The 16,639-nt window shown below is 69.7% G+C and carries 12 protein-coding genes; all 12 read left to right on the plus strand.

Annotated features, from left to right (window positions below; genetic code table 11):
• Nucleotides 1-120: 120 nt before the first annotated feature.
• The 12 genes from PA01_06615 to PA01_06665 all read left to right on the plus strand — a co-directional run bounded on the left by PA01_06615 (nucleotide 121) and on the right by PA01_06665 (nucleotide 16,586).
• Nucleotides 121-492 carry a copper-binding protein gene (locus PA01_06615; protein ID KON82354.2) on the plus strand — a complete coding sequence of 124 codons (372 nt, stop codon included), beginning with the start codon at nucleotides 121-123 and terminating at the stop codon, nucleotides 490-492.
• Nucleotides 493-635: 143 nt separating this feature from the next.
• The gene (locus PA01_06620) at nucleotides 636-1,940 is read left to right on the plus strand and encodes a TolC family protein (GenBank protein KON81322.1); all 1,305 of its coding nucleotides are present in this window, start codon (nucleotides 636-638) and stop codon (nucleotides 1,938-1,940) included.
• The gene (locus PA01_06625; protein KON81323.1) at nucleotides 1,937-3,499 is read left to right on the plus strand and encodes an efflux RND transporter periplasmic adaptor subunit; all 1,563 of its coding nucleotides are present in this window, start codon (nucleotides 1,937-1,939) and stop codon (nucleotides 3,497-3,499) included. The genes PA01_06620 and PA01_06625 overlap by 4 nt, the downstream gene beginning before the upstream one ends.
• Before the next feature lies 1 nt (nucleotide 3,500).
• Nucleotides 3,501-6,680: a CusA/CzcA family heavy metal efflux RND transporter gene (locus PA01_06630; GenBank protein ID KON81324.1), complete on the plus strand. Its 3,180-nt coding sequence runs from the start codon at nucleotides 3,501-3,503 to the stop codon at nucleotides 6,678-6,680.
• A gap of 40 nt (nucleotides 6,681-6,720) precedes the next feature.
• Nucleotides 6,721-7,968, plus strand: coding sequence for a TolC family protein (locus PA01_06635; GenBank protein ID KON81325.1), 1,248 nt, complete (start codon nucleotides 6,721-6,723; stop codon nucleotides 7,966-7,968).
• Nucleotides 7,965-8,531, plus strand: a complete 567-nt coding sequence (locus PA01_06640; protein ID KON81326.2) for a hypothetical protein — start codon at nucleotides 7,965-7,967, stop codon at nucleotides 8,529-8,531. The genes PA01_06635 and PA01_06640 overlap by 4 nt, the downstream gene beginning before the upstream one ends.
• Nucleotides 8,532-8,551: 20 nt before the next feature.
• Complete coding sequence (locus tag PA01_06645; protein ID KON81327.1) at nucleotides 8,552-9,691, plus strand: efflux RND transporter periplasmic adaptor subunit; 1,140 nt, start codon at nucleotides 8,552-8,554, stop codon at nucleotides 9,689-9,691.
• 10 nt (nucleotides 9,692-9,701) lie between these two features.
• Complete coding sequence (locus tag PA01_06650) at nucleotides 9,702-12,821, plus strand: efflux RND transporter permease subunit (GenBank protein ID KON81328.1); 3,120 nt, start codon at nucleotides 9,702-9,704, stop codon at nucleotides 12,819-12,821.
• Nucleotides 12,822-12,863: 42 nt separating this feature from the next.
• Entirely contained in the window at nucleotides 12,864-13,256 is a 393-nt protein-coding gene (locus PA01_06655) for a hypothetical protein (GenBank protein KON81329.1), read from the plus strand.
• A gap of 273 nt (nucleotides 13,257-13,529) precedes the next feature.
• The gene (locus tag PA01_06660) at nucleotides 13,530-13,982 is read left to right on the plus strand and encodes a hypothetical protein (protein ID KON81330.1); all 453 of its coding nucleotides are present in this window, start codon (nucleotides 13,530-13,532) and stop codon (nucleotides 13,980-13,982) included.
• A gap of 101 nt (nucleotides 13,983-14,083) precedes the next feature.
• A complete protein-coding gene (locus PA01_18660; GenBank protein ID KAI5913059.1) occupies nucleotides 14,084-14,242 on the plus strand; it encodes a hypothetical protein in 159 nt (52 codons plus the stop codon).
• A gap of 91 nt (nucleotides 14,243-14,333) precedes the next feature.
• Nucleotides 14,334-16,586 (plus strand): heavy metal translocating P-type ATPase, encoded by a 2,253-nt coding sequence (locus PA01_06665; protein ID KON81331.1) that lies wholly within the window; start codon nucleotides 14,334-14,336, stop codon nucleotides 16,584-16,586.
• The last annotated feature ends 53 nt before the right edge of the window (nucleotides 16,587-16,639 follow it).

The following is a 16,639-nucleotide window of genomic DNA, read 5'->3' on the forward strand; positions in this document are numbered from 1 at the left end:
CGGCCCGCGCCTCGCTGCGTCACGACCCGGCCCGTTGCTGACAAAAATGTAATCTTCGCGTCAGCCTCCAGTCGGTATTACGAACTCATACTTCATTCCACTCACCGGAAAACAGGATCGATGATGCCCCTCACCCGCGACCTCACCCGCCCCCTCGCCACGTTCGCCCTCCTCGCCACGCTCACGAGCGCCGGTCCGGCGTTTGCCATGAACGGGCACGGACACGATGCCGCTCACGGCGCCACGATGCCCGTCGCCGACGCGAAAGCTTCCCTGTCGGAAGGCACCGTCAAGAAAGTCGACAAGGCCGCCGGCAAGATCACGATCAACCACGGCCCGCTCGAGAACCTCGGCATGCCGCCGATGACGATGACCTTTCGCGCGACCGACCCGTCGATGCTCGACGCGGTCCGGGAGGGCGACAGGATCCGCTTCGCCGCACAGCGCGTCGACGGGGTGTTCACGGTGACGAAGCTGGAGGCCGCCAAATAAGGGCGAAGGAATAACGGCGAAACAGGCGCGACGCCGCGAGAGCCGCGCGACCTTGCGCCTGCGGCTCGGCCGACCCGCCGTTTCGCCTTCGCCCACCTGCCCCGCCCAGCGGCTCCGGCCACCCCACTTTTTCCGGACATCCGATGAAACCGCTTATCGCCGGCCTGCGTTCCCTGCGTCGGGCCGCGGGCATCGCCGTGCTCGCGGCGAGCGCTTTCGCCCACGCGCAGGACGCCGCGCCGCTCTCCGCCGCCGCGGCTCCCCTCGGCGCCGACCTCCCCGGCCTGATCGAATACGCGCGGATGAACAACCCGGCTTTCGCCGTCGACCGCGCCGAAGCGGCCGCCGCGCGCGAACGTGTCGAGCCCGCCGGCGCGCTGCCCGACCCGAGCTTCCAAGTCGAGCTGATGGACTTCACGAACCGCATGCGCGGCGGCCCGACGACGCTCGTGCCGGGCGAAGTCGGCGAAACGCGCTATCGCGTCATCCAGCCGCTGCCGGCGTGGGGCAAGCGCGAGCTCGCCGAGCGTGCGGCGGGCGCGCGCGCGGACCAGGCAGAGGCGGCGCGCGATGCGGCATGGGCGAACGTGGCTGCCGAGATCAAGGCGGGGTGGCTGCGCTATTACGCGGCCGACCGCGAAGCGGGGCTCAACCGCGACGCGCTGGCCTTGCTGCAGAGTCTCGAAGAGATCACGCTGTCGCGCTACCGCCTCGGCCTGCTGCCGCAGCAGGCGGTGCTGCGCGCGCAGCGCGAGATCACGTCGCAGCGGCTCGCGCTCGTCGGCGTCGAACAGCGTCGCCGCGCCACGGCGTCGGCGCTGAACGCGCTGCTCGGACGCGCGCCCGGCAGCGCCCTCGCGGCGCCACACGAACCGGCGCCGCTGCCGCAGGCGATTGCGCTCGCGCCCCTCGTCGAACGCACCCGTGCGACTCATCCGGCGATCGCGGCCGAAGCGCGCGGCATCGACGCGGCCCGCCTCGACCGTGACCGCACGTGGCGCGACCGCTATCCGGACTTCAGCGTCGGGCTGACGAACAACCGCCCGCGCGGCGGCGAAAACTCGTGGGACGTGATGTTCGAAATGATGATCCCGCTGCAGCAGTCGGCGCGCCGCGCACGCGAACGCGAAGCCGCACTGATGGTGACCGCAGCCAATGCGCGGCGCGCGGCGGCCGAAGCGACGCTCCTCGGCGAACTCGGCAGCGCATACGCCGCATACACTTCCGGGCGCGAGACGCTGCAGCTCCTGCGCGGCACGCTGATGCCGCAGGCCGAAGCGACGCGCGATGCGACCCGTGCGGCGTTCTCGACGGGGCGCGTCGACTTCGACACCGTGCTCGAAGCCGAGCGCCAGCTCGTCGATACGCGCGTGGCGCTGCTGCAGGCTGACGTCGAGACCCGCATGGCGCTCGCCGAAATCGAAAAACTTGCAGGAGAACAGCCGTGAAGTCCGCCGTACGACTATCCCTCGCGGCATTCGCCGTCGCGCTCGCGCTCGGCGCCGGCTACTGGGCGGGGAGCCGCAGCGACGACGCTCCCGCGGCCGGCGGCACGACGACAGTCGCTGAAAACACGGCCGCAGGCGCCGGCAGCGAACGCGAGATCCTCTATTACCGCAACCCGATGGGCCTGCCCGACACGTCACCGGTGCCGAAGAAGGACTCGATGGGCATGGACTACCTCCCGGTCTATGCCGACGACAAGCCCGACGACAGCGGCGCCGTCGTCGTCAGCCCGGCACGCGTGCAGACGCTCGGCGTGAAGACCGCGGTCGCCGAGATGCGCGTCGTCGATGCCGCAGTGCGCGCGGTCGGGCGCCTCGAGCTCAACGAGCGCGCGGTCGTCGACGTCGCGCCGCGCTTCGAAGGCTGGATCGAGCGCCTGCACGTCAATGCGGTCGGCGACCCGGTGCGCCGCGGCCAGCCGCTGTTCACGATCTACAGCCCGGAGCTGCAATCGGCCAGCGAGGAGCTGCGCATCGCCGAGCGGCTCGCCCGCGACAGCGCTGCGACCGACCCGATCGCAGCGGAAGCGGCGCGCCGACTCGCCGACGCGACGCGTGACCGCCTGCACAACTGGCAGGTCGCCACGTCGGGCGGCGGCAAAAGTGGCGATGGCGCGCAGCGCCAGACTTTCCATGCACCGGCGAACGGCGTCGTGCTCGAGAAGAACGCGGTGCAGGGCGCGCGCTTCATGCCCGGCGAAGCAGTCTATCGCATCGCCGATCTGTCGAAAGTGTGGGTCATCGCCGACATCTTCGAGCGCGATCTCGCGCGCGTGCGCGTCGGCCAGCCGGCGAGCGTGACGCTCGATGCGTTCCCGGACCGCCGCTTCGACGCGAAAGTCGGCTATCTGTACCCGACGCTGAACGTCGAGACGCGCAGCACGCGCATCCGCGTCGAACTCGACAACCGCGAAGGCCTGCTGCGCCCGGGCATGTTCGCGCACGTCGAGCTCGCGTCCGGCTCGCCGACGCCGCGCGTGACGGTGCCGACGTCCGCGGTCATCGATGACGGCGTGCGCCAGGTCGTGCTGATCGCGCTCGACGAAGGCCGTTTCAGGCCGCAGCCGGTGCGCCTCGGCGAGCGCGGCACCGAGCACGTCGAAGTGCTCGAAGGCGTCGAAGCCGGCGACCGCGTCGTCACGTCGGCGAACTTCCTCATCGATTCCGAAAGCCAGCTGAAAGCGGCGCTGTCGAACCTGACTGACGCCCCGCCGGCAGCGGACACGGCGCCGGAAACCTACGAAGCCGAAGGGACGTTCGACGCCGTGGATCCGGCGACGAACACCGTCACGCTGACGCACGGCGACATCCCCGCGCTGCAATGGCCGGCGATGACGATGGACTTCGCGGTGGCGTCGCCCGACCTCGTCGCCGGCCTCGCGCCCGGCACGCCGGTCCGCTTCGAGTTCGAGCAGGGCGAACCGGGCGAATTCGTCGTCACGCGCATCGAGAAGGCATCGCAAGGCGCAGCCGGGAAACCGGCGGCGCACGGGAGCCACTGACATGCTCGACCGCCTCATCGACTGGTCCGCGAAGAACGTCTTCCTCGTGCTGCTCGCGACGCTGTTCGTCATCGGCGGCGGACTGTACGCGGTCAAGAACACGCCGCTCGACGCGCTGCCGGATCTCTCCGACGTGCAGGTGATCGTGTTCACCGACTTCCCCGGCCAGGCGCCGCAGGTCGTCGAGGACCAGGTCACGTATCCGCTGACGACGTCGATGCTCGCGGTGCCGCGCGCGAAAGTCGTGCGCGGCTTCTCGATGTTCGGCGCATCCTACGTCTACGTGATTTTCGAGGACGGCACCGACATCTACTGGGCGCGCTCGCGCGTGCTCGAATATCTTTCGTCGGTCGCCGGGCGCCTGCCTGCCGGCGTCGCGCCGCAGATCGGGCCGGATGCGACCGGCGTCGGCTGGGTCTATCAATACGCCGTCACCGGCAAGAACCTGTCGCTCGCCGAGACGAGGAGCCTGCAGGACTGGTACATCCGCTACCAGCTGACGAAAGCCGGCGGCGTGTCGGAAGTCGCGAGCGTCGGCGGCTTCGTGCGCGAATACCAGGTCACCGTCGACCCGCACCGGCTCGCGACCTTCGGCCTCGCGCTCGACGACGTCAGCCGCGTGATCCGCGAGTCGAACCGCGACGTCGGCGGACGCGTCGTCGAGATGGCCGAGAAGGAATACATGGTGCGCGGCCGCGGCTATCTCGGTGGCGCCGACGACATCGCGAACCTCGTGCTGAAAAGCGAAGGCGGCACGCCGGTGCGTGTCGCCGACATCGGCCGCGTCGAACTCGTGCCGGCCGAGCGCCGCGGCATCGCCGAATTGAACGGCGAAGGCGAAGTCGCCTCCGGCATCGTCATGGCGCGCTTCGGCCAGAACGCGCTCGACGTCATCGCGAACGTCAAGGCGAAGATCGCCGAGATCGCACCGGGGCTCCCCGAAGGCGCCGAGATCGTGCCGGTCTACGACCGCTCGACGTTGATCGAGCGCGCGATCGGGAACCTCAAATGGACGCTGCTCGAAGAGAGCCTGATTGTCGCCGCAGTGTGCGTGATCTTCCTGCTGCACGTCCGCAGCGCCTTCGTCGCGATCATCACGCTGCCGCTCGGCATCCTGATCGCGTTCATCGCGATGCGCGCCCTCGATCTGGGCTCGAACATCATGAGCCTCGGCGGCATCGCGATCGCGATCGGCGCGATGGTCGATGCGGCGATCGTCATGATCGAGAACGCGCACAAGCGGCTCGAACACCTCCCCGACAATGCGACGCAGGCCGAGCGCTCGGCGACGATCATCCTCGCGTGCAAGGAAGTCGGGCCGGCGCTGTTCTTTTCGCTGTTGATCATCACGGTGTCGTTCCTGCCGGTGTTCACGCTCGAAGGACAGGAAGGGCGGATGTTCTCGCCGCTCGCGTTCACGAAGACGTTCGCGATGGCCGGCGCAGCGCTGTTGTCGGTGACGCTCGTGCCGGTGCTGATGTTGTTCTTCGTGCGCGGGCGCATCCTGCCAGAAGCGAAGAACCCGGTGAACCGTTTCCTGATCTGGGTCTACCGGCCGATCATCCGCGGGGTGATGCGTCACAAGGTGCTGACGCTCGTCGCCGCGCTCGCGGCGATGGCGGTGACGGTGTTCCCGGCTCGCCAGCTCGGCTCGGAGTTCATGCCGACGTTGAACGAAGGCACCCTTTTCTACATGCCGGCAGCGCTGCCCGGCATGTCGGTGACCGAAGCCGGGCGCCTCCTGGCGACGACGAACCGCATCATCAAGACGTTCCCCGAAGTCGAATCGGTGTATGGCAAAGCCGGCCGCGCGCTGTCGGCGACCGACCCGGCCCCGCTCGAGATGTTCGAGACGGTCGTGAACCTCAAGCCGCAAGCGGACTGGCGGCCGGGCATGACGACCGACAAGCTGATCGCCGAGATGGACGCGGCGCTGAAGTTTCCCGGCGTCGCGAACTCCTGGACGATGCCGATCAAGGCGCGGCTCGACATGCTCGCGACCGGCATTCGCACGCCGATCGGCGTCAAGGTGTTCGGCAACGATCTGGCGACGATCGAGCAGGTTGCGAAGGACGTCGAAGCCGCGGTGCGCAACGTGCCCGGCGCCTCCAGCGCGTACGCCGAGCGCGTCAGCGGCGGCTACTACCTCGACATCGTGCCGCGCCGCGACCAGCTCGCGCGCTACGGCCTGACGGTCAATGCGCTGCAGGAAGTCGTCGCGACCGCGCTCGGCGGCGACATGGTGACGACCGCGGTCGAAGGGCTCGAGCGCTACAACGTCACCGTGCGTTACCCGCGCGGCCTGCGTGACGACCCGCAGCGCATCTCAGCCGAAGTGTACGTGCCGACCGCGAGCGGCCCGATCCCGCTCGGCCAGCTCGCCGATGTGCGCCTCGCGCGCGGCTCGCCCGGCATCCGCACCGAAAACGCGCTGCTCGCCGCGTACGTGTATGTCGACACCCGTGACGCCGACCTCGGCGCGTTCGTCAAGCGCGCGCAGCAGGCCGTCGCCGAACAGGTGACGTTCCCGCCGGGCACTTACGCGACGTGGAGCGGCCAGTTCGAGTACATGGAGCGGGCGAAGGAGAAAATGAAGATCGTGCTGCCGCTGACGCTCGGGCTGATTTTCGTGCTGCTGTACCTCAATTTCCGGCGCCTGACCGAGACTTTGATCGTCATGCTGTCGGTGCCGTTCGCGCTCGTCGGCGGCGTGTGGTTGATGTGGGGGCTCGGCTACCAGATGAGCGTCGCGGTCGCAGTCGGCTTCATCGCGCTCGCCGGCGTCGCCGCGGAGACCGGCGTCGTGATGCTGATCTACCTCGATCACGCGTGGGAAGCGATCCGCGCGCAGCGCCTCGCGGCCGGCCGGGAGCCGACGGTGGCCGACCTGTACGAAGCGATCATGGAAGGCGCGGTCGAGCGCGTGCGGCCGAAAATGATGACCGTCGTCGCGATCATGGCGGGCCTGCTGCCGATCATGTGGGGCACCGGCACCGGCTCCGAAGTCATGAGCCGCATCGCCGCGCCGATGGTTGGCGGCATGATCTCGTCGACGGTGCTGACGCTCGGCGTGATCCCCGCGCTCTATGCGCTCGTCAAGCAGTGGCAGCTGCGCCGGGAGAGGCGGCGTCCCGCCCTCGCGCCACGCGCCGAAGCGGTCGCCGGCGGTCCGGCGACATGACGCGGCGTAACCGCCGGCCTTTTCCGCGCGGAGTCCCAAAATGAAGTTTCCGCACGGCGCCGCGTGGCGCCGCCTGCTGCTGCTCGTCGGTATCGCGGCAGCCTCGCCGTTGCCGGCGCAGCCCCTCGCGGCGCACGATGCGACGGCCGGCGGCTTTCGCGACGCGTTCGACGCCGCGTGGCAGCGCAGCGTCGCGGCACGCGCCGGCACGGCGCGGCGCGACGAGCAGGCGGCGCGACGCGACGCTGCGGCGAGCTGGATGCCGGCGCCGCCGAACCTGACGGTGACGCAACGCTCCGACCGCTTGAACCGCGACGCCGGCGAGCGCGAGCTCGAAGCCGAGCTCGAACTGCCGCTGTGGATGCCCGGTGCGCGCGCGGCGGCCGGAGCGCTTGTCGACGCGGAGGGCGAGGCGCTCGACGCGCGGCTCGCAGGTGCCCGGCTGCGTGTCGCCGGCGCGCTGCGCGAAGCGGTGTGGGCGCTGCGGCTCGCAGCAGGCGAAACAGCGGCGGCCGAGCGCCGCGTTGCCGAGGCCAAAACGCTCGCAACCGATGTCGAGCGCCGGGTCGCCGCCGGCGATCTCGCCCGCATCGACGCGAACGTCGCCCGGTCCGCCGTCCAGCGCGCCCTGGCGCGTCAGGCCGAGGCGCGGGCCGCGCTGCGGCGCGAGCAACGGATGTACGTCGCGCTGACCGGCGGCGCCGTAGCGCCTGCCGGCGACGAAGCCGCTCCCGAGGTCGTGGGCGCGGCGACGCTCGACGCCCATCCCGATGTCGTCGAGCTGCGGCGCAGCGCGGCGCTCGCCCGCGCGCGGCTCGGTCAGGCGCGCGCGCAGACCCGCGACGCGCCGGAGCTGATCCTCGGCGTCACGCGCGAGCGCGAGCGCGCCGGCGAGCGCTACGAGACGACGACGACCATTGGCGTGCGCGTGCCATTCGGCACCGACACGCACAACCGCCCGCGCATCACCGCGGCGAACGCGGAACTCGTCGAGGCCGAAACGGCAGCGGCGCTCGAGCACGAACGGCTCGTCGCAGCCGTCGACGCCGCCGCAGCGGAACTTTCGCGTGCGCACGACGCGGAGCGCTTCGCCGCCGAACGCGCCCGCCTCGCCGTCGACACGCAGCAGCTGCTCGCGAAAGCTTTCGACCTCGGCGAGATCGACTTGCCGACGCGGCTACGCGCCGACAACGAACGCTTCGACGCCGAGCTCGGTGTCGAACGTGCCCGCCTCGAGCTCGGCCGCGCGCGCTCCCGCCTCCAACAAGCTCTCGGACTGCTGCCATGATCGCCTTCCGATTCTCCATGCTGCCGCGCGCAGTACTCGCAATCGTGCTCTGCGCCGCCGTCGCCGCGCCGGTGGCTGCCGGTCCCGGCCACGACGGCGGGCACGACCACGACGAAGCGCCCGCGCACAGCGGCGGCCCGACGCTGCCGCGCTTCGAGGCGCATTCCGAGCTGTTCGAAGCCGTCGGCACACTGCACGGGCGCGAGCTCGTGCTGATGCTCGACGATTACGCGACGAACGCGCCGGTCGCCGGAGCGCGCGTCGAGCTCGAATCCGGCCACTACAAGGGCCTCGGCGAGCCGCTCGATGCGGGCACTTACCGCTTCGGCGACACACCGTTCGCCGCGCCCGGAACCTATCCGGTGATGCTCACCGTCAGCGCCGGCAGCGACATCGACCTGCTCGCGGCCGATTTCGGGGTCGCAGAGCCCGCCGTCGAGGCGGCGGCCAGCGGCGCGTCGCGCGGCGAGCGCGTGCTGTGGGGCGCAGGCAGCGTGCTCGCACTCGTCGTGCTCGGCCTCGGCGTGCGCGCCGGCCTGCGCCGCCGCCGGACGGGCGCGTGAAACTTTCGAACGGATCCTCGATGAAGACCTGGCACTGTCCACCCGCTGCGCGCGGGCTCGCCGCGGCGGCCACGCTCGTCGCCCTCCTCGTGCCGGGACCGGTCGCTGCCGACGCCGGCCACGACCACGGCGACGAGACGCCGCTCGTCGTCGGTTCCGACATGCCGAAGCGCCAGCCCGACGGCTCGGTGTTCCTGCCCAAGCGCTCGCAGCGTCAGCTCGGCGTGCGCACCCGCCCCGCCGCACCCCAAGCGCTGCCGCAGACCTGGCAATGGGTCGGCAAAGTCGTCATGGATCCGAACGCCGGTGGTGTCGTGCAGCCGACGGTGGCCGGCCGCGTCCAGGCCGGGCCGCGTGGACTGCCGACGTTGGGGCAGGCGGTGCGCAAGGGCGAAGTGCTCGCCGTCGTCCAGCCATCAGCCGGGACGATGGAACGCGCAAGCCAGGGCGCCGAAGCGGCTGGGCTGCGCGCCGAGCTCGCGCTCGCGAAGTCGCAGCTTTCCCGCCTCGAAGCGCTCGAAGGCAGCGTGCCGCGGAAGGAAATCGACGCCGCACGCGCGCGCGCGACGAGCCTCGCCGAGCGGCTCGCCGCCGTCGGCGGCAGCCTGACCGCGACCGAAGCGCTCGTCGCGCCGGTATCGGGCATCGTCGCCGCCCGCCACGTCGTCGCCGGCCAGGTCGTCGATGCGCGCGAAGTGCTGTTCGAGATCGTCGATCCGCAGCGCCTGCAGGTCGAAGCGATCGCGCACGACGCGTCGCAGGCGAACGGCATCGCCGCGGCGTCCGCGTCCGCCGACGGCGGGCGCAGCACGTTCCCGCTCGAATGGGTCGGCGCCGGCGGCGCGCTGCGCGATCAGGCGCTGCCGGTGCTGTTTCGCACCGTCCCCGGCCGCACGCCGGCGCTCGCGGTCGGCCAGCCGCTGCACGTGATCGTGCAGACCCGCGAAACGATCGAAGGCATCCCGCTGCCGTCGTCGGCGCTGGTCAGGAATCCGGCGAACCAGGAGATCGTGTGGGTGCATGCGAGCGCGGAGCGTTTCGTGCCGCGCACGGTGCGCTACCGGCAACTCGACGGCGCAACGGTCACCGTCACTGACGGCCTCGCCGCCGGCGACCGGGTCGTCGTCGAAGGCGCTTCGCTCGTGAACCAGGTCCGCTGAAGGGAACGGCATGTTCGACTGGCTCGTCCATCAGTCCCTGCGCAACCGCCTGCTGGTGCTCGCACTCGCGGCAGTGATGATGATCTATGGCGGGCTGACGCTGACGCGCACGCCGGTCGACGTCTTCCCCGACCTCAACCGCCCGCAGGTCACGCTGCAGATCGAAGCCGGCGGCATGGCGCCCGAGGAAGTCGAGCAGCTCGTCACGATCCCGCTCGAAGTGTCGATGAGCGGGCTGCCGGGTGTGAGCGCGGTGCGCTCGGTGTCCTCGGTCGGCCTCGCGTTCGTCTATGTCAGCTTCGACTGGGGCGTCGATATCTACCGCGCGCGCCAGATCGTCAACGAGCGCTTCACGACGGTGCGCGACCAGCTGCCCGCCGGCATCGAGCACGCAGCGATGGGGCCGATCAGCTCGATCATGGGCGAGATCCTGCTGATCGCGATGCCGATCGACCCGTCGAAAATCGACCCGATGGCGACGCGCGAGTATGCCGACTTCGTGCTGCGCCCGCGCCTGCTGTCGGTGCCCGGCATCGCGCAGGTGATCCCGATCGGCGGCGAAGTGCGTCAGTATCAGGTGCAGCCCGATACCGCGCGGATGGCCGCGCTCGGCGTCACGGTCGACGACATCGCTGCCGCCCTCAAAGGCTTTTCGGCGAACACCAGCGGCGGCTTCCTCGAACTGAACGCGCGCGAATACCTGATCCGCCACATCGGCCACACGACGCGGCTCCCCGATCTCGAGCGGCTGCCGGTCGCCGCGCGCGACGGCCGCAGCCTGCTGCTCAAGCAGGTCGCCGCGGTGAGCTTCGCGCCGGCGATCAAGCGCGGCGACGCGGGCTTCAACGGCGAGCCGGCAGTGATCCTGTCGGTGCAGAAGCAGCCCGATGCCGACACCGTCAAGCTCACGCGCGAAATCGAGACCGCGCTCGGTGAGTTGCAGAAGACCTTGCCCGCCGGGATGCAGGCGCCGCGCGTGACTTTCCGCCAGGCGAACTTCATCGAGTCGTCGATCGGCAACCTGCAGGGCAAGCTCGTTGCTGCATCTGCGATCGTCGCGGTCGTGCTGTATCTGTTCCTCGCGAACCTGAGGACGACGCTGATCTCGCTCGTCGCGATTCCGGCGTCGATCCTGACGACGGTGCTGGTGTTCCGCTACTTCGGCCTGTCGATCAACACGATGACGCTCGGGGGGCTCGCGATCGCGATCGGCGAGCTCGTCGACGACGCGGTCGTCGGCGTCGAGAACGTGCTGCGCCGGCTCAAGCAGGACCGCCAGCGCGGCGCCGAAGGCCATCCGCGGCTCAATCCGCTCGAGCTGATCGGCAAGGCGACGCTCGAAGTGCGCTCGGCGATCCTCTATGCGACGCTGATCATCGTGCTGGTGTTCGTGCCGCTGTTTGCGCTGCCGGGCATCGAAGGGCGGCTCTTCATGCCGCTGGGCGTCGCGTACATCACGTCGATCCTCGCGTCGATGCTGGTGTCGGTGACGCTGACGCCGGTGATGGCGTACTACCTGCTGCCCGGGATGAAAAGCCTCGGCCACGGCGAGCCGAAGCTCGTGCAGTGGCTCAAGGCGCGCTACGCGCGGGCGCTGGCGTGGAGCTTCGACCACGCGCGAATGCTGCTTGGCGCCGCCGGCCTCGCGGTCGCCGCCGCGCTCGCGATCGTGCCGTTCTTCCCGACGACTTTCCTGCCGCCGTTCAACGAAGGCACGGTGCTCGTCGGCCTGCGCCTGAACCCCGGCACGACGCTGACCGAGTCGGTGCGCATCGCCCGGCAGGCCGAGCTGCTGATCGTCGAAGTCCCCGAGGTCGTCCACGTCGGGCGTCGTTCCGGACGGGCCGAAATGGACGAGCACGCCGAAGGTGTGCATTCGTCCGAGCTCGACATCCAGCTCGCCGCGAGCGACCGCCCGCTCGACGACACTTACGCCGACATCCGCGCGCGGCTCGCGAGCCTGCCGGCGAACATCGGCATCGGCCAGCCGATCAGCCACCGCATCGACCACCTGCTGTCGGGCGTGCGCGCGCAGATCGCGATCAAGATCTTCGGCGACGACCTCGACACGCTGCGCGCGCAGGCCGACGCGCTCAGAGGCCGCCTCGCGCGCGTCGATGGCCTCGCCGACCTCGAGATCGAGAAGCAGGTGCTCACTCCGCAGATCAAGGTGCGCGTCGATTTCGACGCAGCCGAAGCTTACGGCCTGCCGCCGTCGAAGCTGCTCGCCGAGCTGAAGATGCTCGTCGACGGCGAACGCATCACGCAGGTCATCGAAGGCAACCGGCGCTTCAACCTGGTGCTGCGCCTGCCCGACACCGCGCGCTCGGTCGAGGGCCTCGCCAACGTGCTGATCGACACGCCCGCCGGACGCGTGCCGCTCGCGAAGCTCGCCCACATCGACGAATCGGACGGCCCGAACCAGATCAGCCGCGACGACGGCAAGCGCCGCATCGTGCTGTCGGCCAATGTGTCGCAGCGCCCGCTGTCGGACGTCGTCGCCGACGTGCGCCGCGTGATCGCAGCCACGCCGCTGCCGGAAGGTTACTTCGTCGAGCTCGGCGGGCAGTTCGAAGCGCAGGAGGAATCAAGCCGCCTGATCGGCCTGCTGTCGCTGGTGTCGGCGGCGATGGTGTTCATCGTGCTCTACAGCCGCTACCGCAGCACCGCGCTCGCGCTGATGATCATGGCGAACATCCCGCTCGCGCTGGTCGGCGCGGTGATCGGCCTGTGGCTCTCGGGCCAGCCGCTGTCGGTTGCGGCGCTGATCGGCTTCATCACGCTTGCCGGCATCTCGACGCGCAACGGCATCCTGAAGATCAGCCATTACATCAACCTGTGCGCGTTCGAAGGCGAGAAATTCGACCGCACGATGCTCGTGCGCGGCTCGCTCGAGCGCCTGACGCCGGTGCTGATGACCGCGCTCGTCGCGGCGTTCGCGCTCGCGCCGCTGCTGTTGGAAGCCGAGCAGCCGGGCACCGAGATCCTGCATCCGGTCGCCGTCGTGATCTTCTCCGGACTGATCAGCTCGACGCTGCTCGACACTTTCCTGACGCCGGCGATGGTGTGGCTGTTCGGCCGCGAGCCGATCGAGCGCCTCGTCGCCGCGGCCGGCAAGGACGCGTACTGATGTTCCCCGTGAACGCCCCTCCCCCACCCTGAAGGAGAAACCATGAAGACTCTGACCGCCCCTCTCGCCACCCTTCTCGCCGCCGTCGCGATCCTGTCCGCCCCGGCCGCCTTCGCCGGCGCCGGACACGACCTCGCCCCGAAACATGGCGGAACGGTCGTCGAAGTGAAGGAAGTCGTCTACGAGCTCGTCGCGACCCCCGACGCACTGAGCCTCTACCTCGACGATCACGGCAAGAAGATCGACACCACCGGCGCGACGGCGAAAGTCACGCTGCTCAACGGCACCGACAAGAGCGAAGCGAACCTCGCGCCTGCCGGCGACAACCGCTTCACAACCCAGGGCAGCTTCCAGCTCGTCCCGGGCACCAAGGCCGTCGCCGTCGTCACGCTCGCCGGCAAGGCGCCGGCGACAGCGCGTTTCGCGATCAAGTAAGGCAGGCCAGCGGGCGCACCGTCGACCGCCCGCCCGGCTGCCGCCACGGAACGCCTTTTCGACGCGCCGCGGCCAAGATTACAGGAATGTAATCCCGGCGTCAGGCCCTCGTCACCCCCGGCGGCCTATGATGGATTCATGGACAGCAACAGGAGCGGATCATGCGGATTCACACCCCTTCGACGCACAAGGCGCGCGCGCTCGGCCGCGCAGCGAAGCGCTGCATGGGCTGGCGATCAATTCGTCGGTCTTCATCCACTTGGGAAAAGAATCATGAAAACGATCCTGTCCGCACTCGCACTATCCATGGCCCTCGCATTGCCCGCCTATGCCGACGATGCGCACCACCCGGATCAGGCGCCCGCCGTCTCCACCTCGACGCCCGAAACGACGGTGCAGAAAATGCGGGACAACACGACCACGATGCAGTCGCAACTCGATGCCCTCGCCGCAGCCAGGAGTCCCGAGGAGCGGCAGAAACTGCTGATGGAGCACATGCAGACGATGCGCGAGAACATGATGTTGGGCCGGCAGATGGCGGCGGGCCAGACGGGCTGCCCGATGATGGGCGACCCGGCGATGATGCAGGGCATGGGGATGATGCAGGGAATGGGAATGATGGGTCCGGGCGCGGGCGGCCCTTCAGTCGAGGCTCTCGCGAAGCGCATGCACCAGATCGAGCAGCGCCTGGACAGGATACAGAGGGGAAGGGAACAGACGCCCTGACGCGCCAGGGAATTATCATCAGCGGGCGGGCGAGCGTCGTTGCATCCGGGACGGCAGTTGTTCGGCCGCCCCGCACACGGAGCTGAACGGAGGAGGCCGCGATGCTCGGCACGTTGAAGGACCTGCTGCTGCGATTACGGATGTGGATGTCGGCGAACGAGCGCGCTCACCGCAACGCGAAGGCGAGCGCGTGCTGCAGCATGCCGGCGGCGATCTACGCGGCGTCACGCCGGGCGCGCGGAGAAAATCCTCATGAGTGAAATTCGTCCTCCCCCGGCACACGATCATCATCGCCACGACCGTCCCGAACGTGCCGCGCCCCCTGCCCCCACGATCGATCCGGTGTGCGGCATGACGGTGAAACCCGATTCGCGGCACGTCGCGACGCACGACGGGCAGACGTACCGTTTCTGCAGCGCGAAGTGCCTCGACAGATTCCGCGCCGAGCCGACGCGCTATCTGCACCCGGCGCCGGCCGAACCCGAAGCTGCCGCGCCTCCCGGGACCGAATACACCTGCCCGATGCACCCGGAGATCCGCCAGATCGGCCCCGGCAGCTGCCCGAAATGCGGGATGGCGCTCGAGCCGGTGCTGCCGGAACTCGAGGAAGGTGAAAACCCCGAGCTCGCGGACTTTCGACGACGCTTCTGGTGGACGCTGCCGGCGACCGTGCTGGTGACGCTGATCGCCATGTCAGGCGGGCTGTTCGATCCGCTGCTCGGCGCCGCGCGCCCGTGGGTCGAACTGCTGCTCGCGCCCCCCGTGGTGCTGTGGGGCGGCTGGCCGTTTTTCGTGCGCTGGGCGCAGTCGCTCGCGAACCGCAGTCCGAACATGTGGACGCTGATCGGCACCGGCGTCGGCGCAGCCTATGGCTACAGCGTCGTCGCCACGGTCGCGCCGGGCCTCTTCCCCGAGTCCTTCCGCATCGGCGGCCACGTCGCAGTGTATTTCGAGGCCGCCGCGGTGATCGTGTCGCTGACGCTGCTCGGCCAGCTGCTCGAACTGCGCGCGCGCTCCGAGACGGGCGCGGCGATCAAGGCGCTGCTCGGCCTCGCGCCGAAAACCGCGCGCCGGCTCAACGCCGACGGCAGCGAGGAAGACATCCCGCTGACCCATGTGCACTCCGGCGACCGCCTGCGCGTGCGGCCGGGCGAAAAAGTGCCCGTCGACGGCGTCGTGCTCGAAGGGGCGAGCGCAGTCGATGAATCGATGCTGACCGGCGAGCCGCTGCCGGTCGACAAGCGCGCCGGCGACAAGCTGATCGGCGCGACGCTGAACACCAGCGGCGCGCTGGTGATGCAGGCCGAGAAGATCGGCTCGCAGACGGTGCTCGCGCAGATCGTGCAGATGGTCGCGCAGGCGCAGCGCTCGCGCGCGCCGATGCAGCGCATGGCCGACCAGGTCGCGGGGTATTTCGTCGTCGTGGTCGTCGCGATCGCGCTCGTGACGCTGTTCGGCTGGGGGCTGTTCGGCCCGGAACCTTCGTGGGCCTTCGGCCTGATCAACGCGGTCGCGGTGCTGATCATCGCCTGTCCGTGCGCGCTCGGCCTCGCGACGCCGATGTCGGTGATGGTCGCGACCGGCAACGCCGCGACCCAGGGCGTGCTGTTCCGCGATGCGGCGGCGATCGAGAACCTGCGCCGCGTCGACACGCTGATCGTCGACAAGACCGGCACGCTGACCGAAGGCAAGCCGGCGTTCCACGCGACAGTCGCCGCTCCCGGCTGGAGCGGGGACGAAGTGCTGCGCATCGCCGCGAGCCTCGACCAGGGCAGCGAACATCCGCTCGCGCACGCGATCGTCGACGAGGCACGGCGCCAGGGGCTGGCGCTGTCGAAACCGGACAGCTTCGAATCGTCGTCCGGCATTGGCGTGCGCGGGATCGTCGAAGGCCGCAAGATCGTACTCGGCAACACCGCGCTGATGGACGACGAGGGCGTCGCGTGGCAGGACCTCGCCGAACAGGCTGAAGCGCTGCGCAGCGAAGGCGCGAGCGTGATGATGCTCGCCATCGACGGCCGCGCGGCGGGTCTCGTCGCGGTCGCCGACCCAGTCAAGAAGACGACGCCCGAGGCCCTCGACGAACTGCGCGCGAACGGGATCACGCGCATCGTCATGGCGACCGGCGACGGCCTGACGACCGCGCGCGCGGTCGGCAAGCGCCTGGGCATCGGGGAAGTGTTCGGCGAAGTCAAGCCGAAGGACAAGGACGATCTGGTCGCGAAGCTGCAGGCCGCAGGCCGCACCGTCGCGATGGCCGGCGACGGCATCAACGACGCGCCGGCGCTCGCGCGCGCCGATGTCGGCATCGCGATGGGCACCGGCACCGACGTCGCGATGTCGAGCGCGCAGCTCACGCTGGTCAAGGGAGACCTGCGCGGCATCGCCGCCGCACGCCGCGTGTCGGTCGCAACAGTGCGCAACATGCGCCAGAACCTCGCCTTCGCGTTCATCTACAACGCGCTCGGCGTGCCGCTCGCCGCCGGCCTGCTGTATCCCTTCACCGGCATGCTGCTGTCGCCGCTGGTCGCGGCGCTGGCGATGAGCGCGAGCTCGGTATCGGTGGTCACCAACGCGTTGCGGCTGCGTCGCAAGGCCGCTTGAACGGCGGCGACTCGGCCGCGTTCGGGAACGGCGGGATGGACGGCAGTGTCCAT

The sequence above is a fragment of the Azoarcus sp. PA01 genome (genome assembly GCA_001274695.2).
Taxonomy (GTDB): domain Bacteria; phylum Pseudomonadota; class Gammaproteobacteria; order Burkholderiales; family Rhodocyclaceae; genus Aromatoleum.

What these genes read in the sequence shown, in the direction of transcription:
- PA01_06645 (KON81327.1), top strand. Translation starts at nt 8,552, where the DNA reads ATGAAGACCTGGCACTGTCCACCCGCTGCGCGCGGGCTCGCCGCGGCG.
- PA01_06615 (KON82354.2), top strand. Translation starts at nt 121, where the DNA reads ATGATGCCCCTCACCCGCGACCTCACCCGCCCCCTCGCCACGTTCGCC.
- PA01_06660 (KON81330.1), top strand. Translation starts at nt 13,530, where the DNA reads ATGAAAACGATCCTGTCCGCACTCGCACTATCCATGGCCCTCGCATTG.
- PA01_06655 (KON81329.1), top strand. Translation starts at nt 12,864, where the DNA reads ATGAAGACTCTGACCGCCCCTCTCGCCACCCTTCTCGCCGCCGTCGCG.
- PA01_18660 (KAI5913059.1), top strand. Translation starts at nt 14,084, where the DNA reads ATGCTCGGCACGTTGAAGGACCTGCTGCTGCGATTACGGATGTGGATG.
- PA01_06640 (KON81326.2), top strand. Translation starts at nt 7,965, where the DNA reads ATGATCGCCTTCCGATTCTCCATGCTGCCGCGCGCAGTACTCGCAATC.
- PA01_06630 (KON81324.1), top strand. Translation starts at nt 3,501, where the DNA reads ATGCTCGACCGCCTCATCGACTGGTCCGCGAAGAACGTCTTCCTCGTG.
- PA01_06665 (KON81331.1), top strand. Translation starts at nt 14,334, where the DNA reads ATGACGGTGAAACCCGATTCGCGGCACGTCGCGACGCACGACGGGCAG.
- PA01_06650 (KON81328.1), top strand. Translation starts at nt 9,702, where the DNA reads ATGTTCGACTGGCTCGTCCATCAGTCCCTGCGCAACCGCCTGCTGGTG.
- PA01_06620 (KON81322.1), top strand. Translation starts at nt 636, where the DNA reads ATGAAACCGCTTATCGCCGGCCTGCGTTCCCTGCGTCGGGCCGCGGGC.
- PA01_06635 (KON81325.1), top strand. Translation starts at nt 6,721, where the DNA reads ATGAAGTTTCCGCACGGCGCCGCGTGGCGCCGCCTGCTGCTGCTCGTC.